This window comes from Ignavibacteria bacterium, assembly GCA_016873775.1.
Classification (GTDB): Bacteria; Bacteroidota; Ignavibacteria; order UBA10030; family F1-140-MAGs086; genus JAGXRH01.
Genome location: VGWC01000017.1, coordinates 22661 through 37559, shown reverse-complemented (window position 1 = coordinate 37559; position 14899 = coordinate 22661). Strand labels below are relative to the sequence as shown.

11 protein-coding genes are annotated in these 14899 nt (G+C 38.3%); all 11 read right to left on the bottom strand.

What is annotated here, in order from left to right:
* Positions 1-1791, bottom strand: a 1791-nt coding sequence (locus tag FJ218_04200; protein ID MBM4166107.1) for a hypothetical protein, incomplete at its 3' end; no start/stop codon positions are given.
* 46 nt (positions 1792-1837) lie between these two features.
* A complete protein-coding gene (locus FJ218_04195) occupies positions 1838-2422 on the bottom strand; it encodes a hypothetical protein (protein ID MBM4166106.1) in 585 nt (194 codons plus the stop codon).
* Positions 2419-3624 carry a hypothetical protein gene (locus FJ218_04190; GenBank protein ID MBM4166105.1) on the bottom strand — a complete coding sequence of 402 codons (1206 nt, stop codon included), beginning with the start codon at positions 3622-3624 and terminating at the stop codon, positions 2419-2421. Before FJ218_04190 ends, FJ218_04195 begins: the two co-directional genes overlap by 4 nt.
* Positions 3612-6443, bottom strand: a complete 2832-nt coding sequence (locus FJ218_04185; protein ID MBM4166104.1) for a hypothetical protein — start codon at positions 6441-6443, stop codon at positions 3612-3614. Before FJ218_04185 ends, FJ218_04190 begins: the two co-directional genes overlap by 13 nt.
* An 8-nt stretch (positions 6444-6451) precedes the next feature.
* On the bottom strand, positions 6452-7042 hold the full coding sequence (locus tag FJ218_04180; protein ID MBM4166103.1) for a hypothetical protein: 591 nt from the start codon (positions 7040-7042) through the stop codon (positions 6452-6454).
* A 75-nt stretch (positions 7043-7117) separates the two neighbouring features.
* Positions 7118-9196 (bottom strand): methionine--tRNA ligase, encoded by a 2079-nt coding sequence (gene metG, locus FJ218_04175; protein MBM4166102.1) that lies wholly within the window; start codon positions 9194-9196, stop codon positions 7118-7120.
* Positions 9193-10350 (bottom strand): hypothetical protein, encoded by a 1158-nt coding sequence (locus FJ218_04170; protein MBM4166101.1) that lies wholly within the window; start codon positions 10348-10350, stop codon positions 9193-9195. The genes metG and FJ218_04170 overlap by 4 nt, the downstream gene beginning before the upstream one ends.
* A 22-nt stretch (positions 10351-10372) precedes the next feature.
* The gene (locus FJ218_04165; protein MBM4166100.1) at positions 10373-12412 is read right to left on the bottom strand and encodes a hypothetical protein; all 2040 of its coding nucleotides are present in this window, start codon (positions 12410-12412) and stop codon (positions 10373-10375) included.
* Between the two features lie 125 nt (positions 12413-12537).
* Positions 12538-12768 (bottom strand): DUF2795 domain-containing protein, encoded by a 231-nt coding sequence (locus FJ218_04160; GenBank protein ID MBM4166099.1) that lies wholly within the window; start codon positions 12766-12768, stop codon positions 12538-12540.
* A 28-nt stretch (positions 12769-12796) separates the two neighbouring features.
* Positions 12797-13771 carry a M23 family metallopeptidase gene (locus FJ218_04155; GenBank protein ID MBM4166098.1) on the bottom strand — a complete coding sequence of 325 codons (975 nt, stop codon included), beginning with the start codon at positions 13769-13771 and terminating at the stop codon, positions 12797-12799.
* A 104-nt stretch (positions 13772-13875) separates the two neighbouring features.
* Positions 13876-14898, bottom strand: a complete 1023-nt coding sequence (locus tag FJ218_04150) for an HPr kinase/phosphorylase (protein ID MBM4166097.1) — start codon at positions 14896-14898, stop codon at positions 13876-13878.
* Position 14899 lies beyond the last annotated feature (1 nt).

The following is a 14899-nucleotide window of genomic DNA, read 5'->3' as shown; positions in this document are numbered from 1 at the left end:
AGAAATTTGCGCAAACGGGTCAATCGGAAGTGATGGAAGCGCATAGGAAATTCCTACGGAGATGTTTACGCCGCTCATATTCAAATTCTTAAAACCGGAAAAGAATGTGTTCGAAGAAAGCAAATCCGAAATATCAATAGTCTTTTCGTCTTTGAATTTCACTTCTGCAACAATAGGCGAAAGTGCTGCTTTGTAACCGAGATTGAAATTAAATGTCAAATCGGGATTGATAAGATATTCCAACCCTGCAGTTAATTGTATTCCAGGAGCAATAAAACTCATTCTCTCGAAATCACCGGATTGAGCATCGGAATTTTCCAACCTGAATACATCAATACCGACTGAACCAGCGATATTAAAATTCATTCTCCCAAACCAAAATTTTTTCATTGGACCGAGATAACCGCTATAAATAATTGGGTCTGCTTTCGATTGTACCAACGCATCTCCATCTACTTCAGCGTTAGGAACACCAAAAGCCAAATCTGCATTCAAAAACAATTGCGATACTTTCGTGAGTTTCGCTATGTTCAAATTGAAATTAATGTCAATGCCTATCCCTGATGTTGCATCGTTTTTCAAAATAAATCCGTGTCCGTTTTCGATGTCATCAAAAATTTTGGGAGTAATTTGTTTGGTGGTTAATGTAGGAAAGTAAATTTGCAACTCACTCAATAGAGAGTTATGATATATTGCGAGGAAAGCATCATAGTTTATTATCGGCGTAGCATAACGAGGAATGTTTGCAGTAAAATATTTTGGTCGAACTGTTATATCAATTCCCAATCGCGGACGTTCTTGCAAAGACATTCCGCGTTCAAAATTCGAGCCGATGTATTTTTGAAATCGTGAATATTCGTTTTCCTTTTGTGTATTGTTTGCAATAAATGACGCACGAACAAATCCGACATTCACAATTTTTATATTTCCATTGTTATCTTCTTCCTCTTCAAGAACGTTATATCCTTCGTCTAATCCAAGTCCTTCTTTTGTCCCAAGATTTGTTTCAACGAATTTTCCGTCCACGCTTTTTATTTCCCCGCCAAGTTTGAATGCAGAAATATTTTTCATCGCAACGGCAAGATTTTTCGCCCACGTATTCACGGAAATAATTTTTGCAAACTCCGTTCCATTCACTGAACGATTTCTTAATCGGTACGATTGGTCCGGGTCACCATTTCCATTTCCTTCTTGAATGGAGGTTGCTTCATTCACTTTATCCACTTTTGCTTTTCCATCTTTTTGTGAAATTCGATACCACGCAACGTAGCCTTTAATTTTCGCTTCTTTTTCCTCGCTTGTCAATTCCGTTACAACGGGCAAATAGAGATATGCAGAGTTCATCACTTTCAAAACGTCGTCGGCAGTTAATCCGCTTCCTTTCATTTTATTAACAGCCGCGGCAGCAAGTTGTTCTTCGGTGAGATTTCCTTTTGCGCGTTCTTCAGAAACAGCATTGACCACTTGAACAATTTGCGGAACAATTGTTTCCTCCAACACTTTTTGAATACTCGACGGAGACAAATCGGTTTTGTTTCCTTTCTCCACAAACTCGCGCGTTGCATCTTTTGAAAGTTCGTTGTAATCAAAACGCGGAACTTCAAGATGATATTCCAAACGATTGTTAATGAGGGAAACAATTTCCGGCGCAGGAGTTGTTTTAAAAAATACTGCGCCAATCGCCGTTACCGATTTTCGCTCGTATTTTTTTTGTGAAAATGCTAAAGAAGTAATGCAAAGAAAAATCGCTATGTGAGATAAAGTATATCGTGAAAAAAAATGCTTACTCATAAAGACCCAGAATGAATTGTGAATCAATGTTATGCAAAAAAAAGCGCTAAAAATTTAGTAAAGAATATGCTAAATACATAAACCCGATTTCCGTCAATACCAACGATACGGATGCAATCATATCATTGCGTCGGACAGAATTTCGGAGTGAAATGTTTTGAAATCCTGTTTCATAATATTCATCAAGAAATTGTTGATGCAAATGATCCGCTCGAAGTTTAAAATATGCTGATATACTTCCCGATAATATTGTTCCTGCGCCAACGAGATACATCGAAACAGACGAATGTTGTTTATCATTTCTCAACAAGGCCACTTCGTTGGAAAAAATAGGAAGTGGGTTATTGATTGTATAGTGGCGAGAAAAAACTTTTTCGCTTTTCCACACAGTATCAACTACCGGCAACGCATTCCAAGACCGAATGCGTGATGAATATATTGAAAGTATTTGCGGCTCTTTTTCAAAATTCAGTCGAACAGGCGAACGACCGACAAATTGAGAATTTACAAACACATGAAGATCATTTGGCTCAGTTGTAATTTCTGTTGTTTGAGAAAACGTATGCGATGAAATTATCATCATCAGCGCAGCGGAAATAATAAAATAGAAAAACAAGAATTGCAACTTCATTTTGTTTCTTCAAAAACTTTTTCTTGCGAACGAAATGCGAGAACAGTTCTATCTTCTACAAATGCTACTAAAAAATGATTATTCGAAATGACATTTGTTTTCAATCTTCCTTCCAGAGAAAATTTCCATACCTGTTTGCCTGTATTCGCTTCAATTGCTAACAGTGATTTCGTCAGTGTTCCGACATATAAAATATCTCCTCTCAAATGTGGAGTAACGTTCATTCCTCCTCCCGCATCATATTTCCAAATAACAGAACCGCTCTCTTTATTCAGGCTATAAACTGTTCCGCCTAATGTCGTTACGAATACGAATGTTTCGTTCACATTTGCAGAAGAATAGAGCGGAGATTGCACATCATAGCTCCAAAGTATGTTGGCATTTTCTTTATGAACGGAATATGCAAATCCTTTCAACGTCGTAATGAAAATTTTATCTCCATCAATACGCGGCGACGAAAAAATACTTCCTTCCAATGGCAACTTCCAACGAAGTGTTCCATCTTCATTTCGTACGGAATACACAAAACCGTCGTCGCAACCGAAATAAATATTTTCTCCATCGGTTGCAAGAGGAGAATGAAAACTATCTCCGCGTTTTCTTGATGGAACATTATATTTCCAACGAAGTTCTCCTGAAATTTTTCTGAAGGAACATAATTCACCGTTTGAATTTATAACAGAGATGCTACTGTTGAACAAGAGCGGCTGCGTTTCAATTTCGCCGATTTCTTTTTTCCACTCTATTTTTCTTTCTGCAATGTTGTAACATACGAATGAATATTTATCTTTCGATAATGCTACATATATTCTTTCGCTGTCCACGATGGGTGCGCTTGCAACGGAAGTCCCAACATCAATATAACCGTGCGATTTTCCCGTGACAATATTATAGACTTTTATTTCGCCGTTGAACGTTCCAACAAAGAGAAACGAATCCACAAGCGTTCCTGCGTCTTTGGGAAAACCTGCAACAGTCGTATGTTCAAAAATTTTTTCAAGCGGAGGAACAAGTTCTTCTCTGATTACATCTTTGTCAAAAGAAAAAAACGTTTGTGGAAGTCGAATTCCACCGCAACCGAAAGCAATGAATATTGAGTAATGGATAATGCATAATCGTTTGTTTGAACGAATGAATTGCAGTATTTCCTTCAACAAATCGAAAATAGTAAACCTACACTCCTGAAGCATTAAAAATCCCATCCGAAAAAAAACTGATAGAATAAACCGCTACTAAATTTCGAAAGATTGGGTTCCAGTTTTTTTCCGATATCGTAACGAAGCACAACCACATTTCCTAAATTTAAGCGAGCGCCGATGCCAACACTTCCAAATGTTTGCTTGTATTCTTTATCCCATACACTTCCAACATCAAAAAACACAGCGCCGCGAAATGCAAATGATGCACCGCCAATCGGAAAACGCAGCGTGAGTTCATCAACCAACGGAAATCGAAGTTCTTGAGAAAGCAGCCACAGTTTTGTTCCGCGCAAAGACCAACGACGATAACCTCGTAAATCCCAACTTCCTCCCATAAAAAATCTCCGCGCTTCCTGTCCTTCGTTTAAGAATGTCCACGCACGAATTGCGAACGATGAACGTTGTGTAAGTCGAAAATATTTTCTGTAATCGAAACTGAATGAAATATAATTAGCATTGGAATTCTGCACATCTGTGGTGTACGCAAGAATTGTCATAAAACGTGTTCCATCAATCGGTCCGCTTTGTCCCCATAAAGAATTATCGAAAACATAACTGACGCCATTTGAGATAAACAACGCTTTTCGTTCACTGATATTTTCAAAAATTCCTTTGCTGGAATTCAAAACGCTCATCGAAAGCTCTACACGCTGAAATGTCGAGAGTGGATAACTCAAATCAAAAAATCCTCCAAATAAGCGTTCATAAAAAAACAAATCCGGATCTGTTAAATCATAACGTGGTCCCGAAAAACGAAATATTCCATAATGGTAATTGGCGCGCTTTTCCAATGATGTTTTCGAAATGACAATGTTAAAACTATTGAGAACTTCATTCCGAGTTTGCGCAGTATTGAACACGAGAAAATTATATCTATCGTTTCCGAGTATATCACTCAAACCAACAAACGCACCGCCAACAGTTCCGAAAAACGGTTGCGTTGATACCTGACTTTGTGCAATATCAATCGCATATTCACCGCGGTATTTTTTTGACTCTGTTCCTGCTCCATCGTGATACGTCTGAGAAATCCAATGTGTTGATGAAGGAAGAATGTTCATCGTCATTTCTTTCATTGATGAATCATGAATTTCAGAAAGTGCAAGCGCATTCAATTGAAAACGATAATTATCGAATGAAGAAAATATTATTTCATTACTATCGGTGAACGTTGGGTCAAATGCAGCGGTTACAAAGTTGGTAATTTTCGTTATAGACATTTCGTATCGGGATGAATCAGAAAATTGACTTGTTTTCATCGTATAGATATTGCGCGCGCCGCCAATGTCAGAAACAAAACTTAATTGACTTCCATCGTCAGAAAATGAAGGACTACTGAAATTATGTTCTCCGTGTGTTACATATTCAATACTTCCGCTCTTGAAATCAATAGAGAATATATTGTAGTATCCTTTTGAACCGAACGTAGTTCTGTCGCTAGAAAAGAAAATATAATTTCCATCATTTGAAAATACGGGGTCGCGGTCATCGTACATATCATCAGTAATTTTTCGAAGTTGTTCATCACGAACATTGAAAACATACACATCGCTGAATCCAGATTTATCCACAGCGCAAAAAACTATTTCATCGCATGTAAAGGAAAACGACGGAGAGGTAATGAGAACAATATTTTCAAATTGATACGTCGCAATCATTGTATTTGACTGTACATCAAAAAGATGAAGCGCATCGGATTCTCCTTTTTTGGTTACAAACACAAGCGTTCCGTCCGCAGATACATCTATTTTGCTTTGAAAAAAATGAAAAACTTCATACTCTTCCGATGTTTCTCCTTCTATAATGAGTTCGGGTTTCCGGGGCAAGATGTTTTTGTCGTACAACACCGAATCAAGTGCTATACGATAGATTCCTGTATAGCCGCTATAATTTCCTACAAAATAAATTTCGCGCACATTATCTCTTCGAAAAAAAACAGGTTTTGAATTGAATCCTTCTGTCGTTAACTTCGTAGAAGAATTATTCACAAAATCATTCTTCGAGAGCAAAGGAAAATATTTTTTCTTTAAAGAATACATCCACGCGTTATCAAATTCTTCGTAATTCATTCCAACGGTATAGCGAAACACTTCTTGAAAAGAAGCGGAGCGCCAAAAGTTTTCCATTAACAACAAAATTTTTTCTTCGCCATAATTCTTGCTTAAAAATTCCAATATTGCTTGACCTTCTTTATACATCAAAAACGTTCCCGAAATCTTGTCCATTGTAGATAATGGAACTATATAACTATTCATCGTAGCATCGCGCAACAACATTTCCGCTTGTATATCCCACGATGTTGACCAATATTCCGCAAGTCCTTCCGTGAACCACAACGGTGGCAAACGGTCTTGGGCAATACGATGGTCAAGCAATATCCGATTGACTTTGCTGTGCATAAACACATGCACTAATTCGTGGCGAATCACGTGATGAAATTGCGCAAGCGAGCCATTAAACGGAATGACAACTCGACCTTTCAGAAATTCAAAAAAACCACCAACGCCTTCGGGAATGAGTCCTGAACTGATATTCGTTTGTTCGAAATGTAAGTGTGAACTGTAAAAGACAAGTGGAATTCGCAACGAAACATTGTGATTAAATTTCTGTATCAAATGAATATAACTTTCTTCCGCGTATTGCGCACCGATACGCGCGAGTTCTTCCATTTCAGGATAATAGTACACGTCAAAATGTTCCGTCTTCAAAACGTGCCAATCAAATTCCGTGTACTGCACTTTATTTCTTCCAAAAGAAAAAAATTGCGCTAAAGATTGTTCAACGACAAGCAAAGAAATAACTATGAAAAGGGAAATTCGCATTGCGGAAATTATTGCACTTTTTTACACAACTTTTCGAACAGCGAACGCTTCACAACTCGATACGATGGATTATTCGCCTGCTGGTATTCCCACGAGTGATGCATAGGAAAAATAAATCCTTTGCTCAAAAATGCATCGTTAATGACGTTCAAATCTCTGTCATCAATCGTAATCTTTTTGTCTTCACGTAACTGCAAAACATTTCGCCACTGTTTGCGAAATAACAATGTATCTTGCTGCAATTCCTTCGCAGTGAAATACACTGCGCGAGAAAGAGAACGCAACGATAATTGTGCATCGCGAAACGGACGAAGATTAATGCGCACAAGTTCTCCATCTTCCGAAATTGGCTCAAGCAATTGTTCCGCGGAATCGGTTTTCATGGTGCTTTGTTCTTTCATTTCTTGTTGCAACATTCCGAAAATTTGCAATGAATCATTTCCTATGTGTTCCGGACCAAATGAACTTTGAAACACGAGTTTGTAATAATCGAACGCGTGCATTTCTTTTTTATGCTGCATGTGCCAAAGAATTACTTCATCGAAGGAAGAAAATTCTTGCTGAGGAAATACAGAGAGAAAGAAAAATAAAATAATCATCAAATTACTGTTTCTAATAAAGTATCGTGTTTGTTAAAGAAGATTCCTCACTTCGTTCTAAATAACAAGTTTTTTTTATTTCACTAAACTTCCTGCGTGCATTTCTTTTGCAGTTGTAACAAAACACAGATTACTGTTGTTATCCGAAGCCGCAAGCATCATTCCTTGCGATTCTTCTCCCATCAGTTTTGCCGCTTCGAGATTTGCAACAACGATAATCGTTTTTCCGATTAACTCTTCAGGTTTGTAATGCTCCGCAACACCAGCAAGTATTTGTCGTTCTTCGGTTCCGAGAGTTACTTTAATTTTCAGTAATTTTTTGGATTTCGGCACTTGTTCGCACGAGAGAATTTTTGCAACACGCAATTCAATTTTCCTGAAGTCTTCAATGGAGATTTTTGCTGGTTCGCTCACTCGCCTGTTTGCTTGATGGCTTGTTGAAGTATTGGTTTGTTGTTCCATTCGATTTAAAATTTTTTCTATCGTTTCGTCTTCAATTTTTGAGAACAATATTTCCGGTTGTTGAAGCGGATGTCCTTCATTTAATCGCAATTCTTTCGCACTTTCCCAAGAAGTTTCGCGCATAGAATTTTTTATGTTCAACATCTTGAAAATTTTTTGCACCGTGAACGGAATTATTGGTTCAAACAAAATTGCGAGCGAGCGAATTGTTTGAACGCAAAGATTTAAGGCAGTCGCGCATTGTTTCGGATTATTTTTCAACGAACTCCATGGCGCGCTATCGTTAAAATATTTATTCGCAAATCGTGCGAGATTCATTACTTCAATTATTCCATCACGAAATTTGTACGCATCAAAATATTTTCCCGCAACATCGGGAGTGGTTTCGAGTAATGAAATCAACTGCAAATCAAGTTCAGTAAGTTCACTGCATTGGGGAATTTTTCCATCAAAATTTTTATGGAGAAACGTCAGCGTGCGATGAATAAAATTCCCGAGAATATCCGCAAGTTCACCATTCACTCGCGCTTGAAAATCTTTCCAGTAAAAATCCGAATCTGCATTCTCCGGCAAAATTCCTGAAAGCGCATACCGAAGGATATCCGCTGGAAACTCCGAGAGAAAATCATCAACATCAATTCCCCAATGTTTACTTTTGGAAAATTTTTGTCCTTCAAAATTCAAAAACTCATTCGCGGGAACATTCGCGGGCAAAACATATTTCACATCGCTGATATCATTCCATGCCATAATCATCGCGGGAAAAACTATGCAGTGAAACACGATATTATCTTTTCCAATGAATGCAACGTATTTCGTGTTTTCGTTTTGCCAATATTCTTTCCACGAATTTTCGTTGCCAATATTTTTGCTCCATTCTTTTGTCGAAGAGATATAACCAAGCACGGCTTCAAACCACACGTATAGAACTTTATTTTCGTAACCATCGAGCGGAACATAAACGCCCCAATCCAAATCGCGCGTAACTGCTCTATCACGTAAACCATCATGGAACCAACCTTTACACGCATTCAACACATTGTCTTTCCATTGTTCTTTTTCCGAACTCGCTTTCAAATATTCTTCCAAACGTTTCTGATAATTTCCCAACGGAAAATAAAAATGCGTTGTATTGCGGAGTGTCGGAGTTTCGCCGCTCAATTTACTTTTCGGATTTTTTAATTCTGATGCATTGTAATACGAGCCGCACTTTTCGCATTGGTCGCCGCGCGCTTCAGGATTTGTGCAGACGGGACAAATTCCTTCCACATATCTATCGGGAAGAAATTTTTGTTTCTTCTCATCAAAAAATTGTTGCTCTTTTTTTTCAACAAGAATTTTTTGATGATAAAATTTCTGAAAGAATTCTTTTGCAGTTTCGTGATGAAGCGGGAGCGATGTGCGTGAATAATTATCAAACGACATTCCGCACTTCTCAAACGCAGATTTATTGAGTTCGTGAACTTTGTCAACAACGTTTTTGGGCGTGGTGTTTTCCTTTTCCGCTGTAATCGTAATCGGAACGCCGTGTTCATCCGAGCCGCAAATAAACACAACATCACGTTTCATCGCGCGTTGATACCGAACATAAATATCAGCAGGTAAATACGCTCCAGCCAAATGACCGAGATGAATTTTTCCGTTTGCATACGGAAGTGCAGCAGTAACTAAAATTTTCTTTGTGTTGTTCATTGTACAATTACAGCAGAATCCAAAAAAAGCGTTCGTAAATCCAACGCAAGTGAAGTAATCAGTAAACGCGCATAGACATTTTTATCAATTTCCGAAAGAGTTTGCTCGATGCGTTTCGCAGCGTATGCTGAATTGATGTTTGGGTATCGTTGCATCAATCGCATCAATGTTTCCTTTTGGTCAATGTTAATAATTGTGCCATTGCATTGCATCATCATCACATCTCGAAACCAAACTAACATCAGGAAAAGATATTGAACAAGTTCTTCTCGGGAAAAATCTTTTGAAATATTTTCCGCAACTTCAACTATTTCGTCATCGCTTTTTGAAGCGATGATGCGAAGAAAATTCAGAAGATGCGTGCGCCGTTCCATCAGTTTTTCTTCGAGCAATTCGAGTGCGCGCGCGTAACTTCCGTTTGCAAGTTGCGCTATAAGATTTGCGTGTGAAGGAGAAACTGGCTTTCGTTCGATAATTGCCGATGCAATTTCGCTCCCTTTTAACAATTCAAACGGAATCTGTTGACATCGGGAAACAATTGTCTGAAGTATTTTATCTTTTCTCAGCGTTGTTAAAATAATTACAGTCGAGCGCGGCGGTTCTTCCAATGTTTTTAAGAATGCATTAGCCGCTTCTTCATTAATGAGATGCGCATCAAATACAATAATCACTCTCGTCCCTCTAGAAAACTGTGTGAGTGAAAGTTCACGAATGATTTCGCGGACACTTTTTATCAATATTTCTTTTGCTTTGGGAATTTGAATGTGAAAATATGGATTCTCCGCTTTTCGCTCTATCTGTTCGTGAATCTCTTCGATGATTTCTTCGGAAAGATGAGAATACGATTCGGGATTTCCCCGCGTTGTTTTTTCCGAACTGTTTTCTTCTTTGGAACTTGAACCAGGAAGTGCAAATACTATTTTGATATTGGGGTGCTGCAAACGCTGAATCTGTTTGCACGTTTCGCATGTATCACACGCTTCACCATTGTTTCGTTCGCAATTGAGAACCTTTGCAAATTCCATAGCTGTTGCTTCTTTGCCGCATCCTTCCGGTCCATAAAAAAGATATGCGTGCGCAAGATGATTGCTTTCGTATGCACGTTGTAATATTTCTTTTACTCGTTGCTGTCCAATAATATTTTTCCAAGACATTTGTACGCTTCTCTTTCAAACATCAAAACGCATGCCCAATACCAAAATGGTAGACCGCATGCTTAAACGTTTCGCCGAAAAATTTCTTTTGAAAAATCGTTTGTTTTCCTTTATGTTCATTCGGGTCGTATGCTTTGTATCCGATATCAAATCGGAACGGACCAAAAAACGTATCATAACGAATTCCAAATCCCGTTGCAACTGCAATATCGGAAAGTTGTATGTCGCGTTCTTTACGCCAAACAGTTCCTGCATCTAAAAAAAACACAGTCCAAATATGGCTGACATCAACGAACCAAAATTTTCCAAATCCTTTGAATACATTGATTCGTTCTTCAATGTTCGTTTCAAATAAAACATTTCCTCCTAAAGGAAGCAAATCCTTATTCATTGCGCCCAATTCCCGAGAGCGCCATCCCCGAACACTTCCGCTTCCGCCGGAAAAAAACCTTCTGTTCAATGGTATCAATCGCTCGCTGTTGCTATAACTTTCTCCGTATTTATTTTGGTAACCGGTTTTTAACTTGAATGCAAGAGTCGAAAATTTATTTTTTCCGGTTTCAAAATACCATCTTCCCAGCATAGTAATTTTGTAATATTGGGTGAATGGTAAATCGGGTTGTAGATTTCGTACAAGGAGCGGAAGCACTCCCGATTCTTCCATCGTAATCGAGTGAAAAAATCCTTTCGTGGGAGAAAAAATATCATTCGTTTTATCGCGTTGCAACGTTCCGCTCAAAATAGAATTGAATTGCGGTTTTGTATCTTCTTGTTCCAAAATGTTCTGGCTTGCTCTCTTCGATGAATCGGAAAGAAATTCTACTTGCGAACGCTCGAGCGACCATTCGAAAAAACCTTGGGTGAATGCAGCAAATTGATTTGTAAAACCAAGATTGCTGCGGATAATATTCTGTATGTACTCGCGTTGTTTTTCAACACGAAACGTAACGCTGGTATTCCCGGTAAGGGATTGCATAAATACGTACGGTTGCGACACGGAAAAAGTTAAATCAATACTTCCAACAACAGAACGCTCTCGAAGAGCAAGTTTTTGAAAATTCCACGTTTGCAACGATTGAAACCGAAATATCAAACGCGAACGAAAATTTCTTGCTTCTCCGTAAAAATTTCTATCCGTATATCCTCCGCCAAGTCCAATATTGAACGCATTGTTCTCGTCTGAAAGCGATAGTTCCGGCGCAATATCGTGCTTAGGTCTAAGTTTTCCGACAACGGTCAAAGGAATTTCAAACGCTTTGTTTCCATCTTGAGGAAACTGTGCATCAATGCGAGCGGCTTCAAAAATTCCTAAACGGTTCAAATTCCGTTCTCCGCGCGCTCTCTTTTCGTTACTGAATAATTCACCCTTTGCGATTCCGATTTGTTTTATGAAAACTTCTCTGCTGACTGTATCGTTCGAATGTTGCGTGATGTCAAATGTCAATGAACCAAATGTAAATTTTTTTTTATGAATAAAGTACAACCGAGCGACAATGCTGTTCGTTGATACGTACCGAGAAAGGGAAGAACTATCTTTCACAAATTCTGCGTGTGGATACCCGTTGTCTTGAAACAGTGTGAGTATGCGGTTCACTTCTCGATTCACATCACTATTGACAAAGCGTGCATTTTTCTTGAGAATGGAATGAGAAAGTATTTCATTTCGCAACGTCGAATCAATATCTTCGACGCCAAGGAACACAACCGAATCAACACGAAGAGGAGAATGTTCATTGATCTTCAAAGATATTGTTATCGTTTGTTTTGTAATGTTTTTTTTCAAATCGTGTAAAATTTCAATATCCGGAAATCCGTTTTCGCGATAATAATTTTTCAACCGCTCAACATCCGCATCAAATGCTACGCTTTCAAAATATGATGGAGGACTTCCGATTTTATCACCGAAGAGAGAAAACGCTATTTGCGTGCCCCACCAAGGAGTTTCCCGTGTAGAAAAAAGATTGAGAATTTCTTCCGTACTGAACGATTCGTTTCCTTCAATTTCCAAGCGTTGAACTTGTAAATTCGAAGTGCGTTTATCATCAGAGCCAGAAATAGTCATACAGATAAACACCAGTGAGAATATTCGGAGGGAAAAATTTTTCACAGGAAAAAGAAAATGAAAAAGCCCAGCAAACAAAAGCCGGGCTATTGAAATTATCAGAAACAGATTTCTATGTTAAACAATTAATACTCGTTATCTTCGTCATCTTCAAAAAAGAAATCCTCTTGCGAAGGAATATCGTGCCAAACGTCCTCAATGCCTTCATAGACTTCTTCACTATCTTCGAGTTCTTGCAAATTCTCAACTACTTCTCTCGGTGCGCCAATTCGTTCAGAGTATTCGATGAGTTCATCTTTTGTTGCTGGCCACGGCGCATCGTCAAGATACGCTGCAAGTTCCATAGTCCATATCATACGGAGTTATAATTTTATTTTCTCTTTGTTATTTTTGTGCAATGCGGCGATTTTTAAATGTTGATAGATGAATATCATCAAAAAAGAAATCCACGGGATTTTGTTTTACTCCGTTGTAACTTACTTCATAATGAAGGTGCGGACCTGAAACTAAACCGGATTTTCCACTCTTTGCAATAATATCGCCTCGCTTCACTCTCGCTCCTTCTTTTACGAATACTTTTGAACAATGTGCGTATAACGTTTTATATCCGAAACCATGATTTATTTCTATCATCAAACCATATCCGCCCGTATTTCGCCCGGAAAATTCGATAACGCCATCTCCTGCGGCATAAATCGGTGTTCCAACATTTCCGATGATATCAAGTCCAACGTGCGTTTTATATAACCCAAGAACCGGATGCATTCTGTTTCCAAATCCAGTAGGCGAATAATAACCTTCCATCGGTTTCAACGATGGTAAACAGTCGAAAAATTTTTTATTGAATTCTGCTTTCTCTTTTATTTGCTTAAAACTTTGTTGTTGTATACGTATTTCTCTTTGAAGTGAGGTAAGTTTTGATATTGCCGAACTGAATGTATTGCTCGTTTCTGAAGTTACATTAGAGAATACATCTTCCGTTCCTCCTGTTCCTGCTTTTGCTATTGATTTATCAACAACGGGTAAATCCACTAACATTCGAAGTTTGTTTCCTTGCAATGAAATATGTCCAAGTTCGGTTTTCATTTTTTCAACTTCGATTTCCATCCGTTGAAGTTGGTTTTTCAGTATAGTATTTTCGTTTTGCACAAGAACTGAATCCAACGACACAGAAGAGAATACAAGCACAATTACCATCGTTCCCATCGCTCCAAGCAATAGCGAGGAAAGAACAATTCCAAAAAGTTTTACATAGGCTTTGTTCACTTCGCGAAAGTTCGATGTTTCATCCGAATAGACGAAAATCCGTTTTCTGAGTAGCTCGCACATCCGGAGTAGTTTTGTGTATAAGTGTTTCATCGTAGTATACTTTTTTGCGGCGAAAATTTAAAGAAAAAACACATTCGTGTCAAGTGTTATTTTAATAAATTTTGAAAATGAACAAAATTTCATTTTTAAAGAATTTATTCAAAATCGTGTTCAAAATAGTCAACAACTCTCATTTCTTCCGTTTTGCGATGTTGCGATTTTTCACTGATAACGTGTTCAAGTCGTTTTGAAAATTCTTTTGCAGCATCATAGCCATAGTGTTTTAGTAGATAGTTCAGTGCTATCACTTCGCAAATAACGGTTACATTTTTACCCGGAAAAATTGGAAGTTTAACAGTTTGCACTTCAACGCCCAAAAGTTCCCTCACGGCAGAACTTAAACCCGTTCTTGTGTAATCATTTTCAGAATTGCGTTCTTCAAGTTCAACAATAATTTCCACACGCTTTTGAAAACGTATTGCGCGAATGCCGAACATACTTCGAACGTCAATCAAACCGAGACCGCGTATTTCCATAAAATGTTTTACAAGATTTGTTCCCGCACCCATCAGAATGCTTTCTCCTTTGCGCGTTATCGTAACGACATCATCCGCAACAAGACGATGACCGCGTTCCACCAAATCCAATGCAATTTCACTTTTCCCAATTCCAGATTTTCCTGTTAACAAAAGTCCGACACCGTACACATCTACCAACGAACCGTGAATAGTAGATTGCGGTGCAAACTGGTCATCAAGAAAATCGCTTACAAAATAAATAAGTTTCGTCGTTTCAAACGGTGTGCGAAACAGTGCGATATTTTTTTCCGTTGCACTTTGAATAAGTTCGCTGCACAATTCATTATTGTTCGTAACGATAATACAAGGAATCGGAAATTGAATGATTCCTTCAAATGAATCTTTTGCTCTCTCGTTGGGCAACGATTGTAAGTACCGAACTTCCGTATTTCCAACAACCTGAACGCGATCATACGTAAATAAATCAACATATCCCGCAAGCGCAAGTCCCGGACGATGAATATTTTTATCTGTAATTACAGCAGAGAAACCTGTCGTGCCATTCAGTTGCTCCAAATGAACGCGATGTTTGATGGTTTCGTACAAATATTCGACGGTGATACTTTTTTTGGGCGTTTCGTTTTGCTTAAAATTGTCCAAG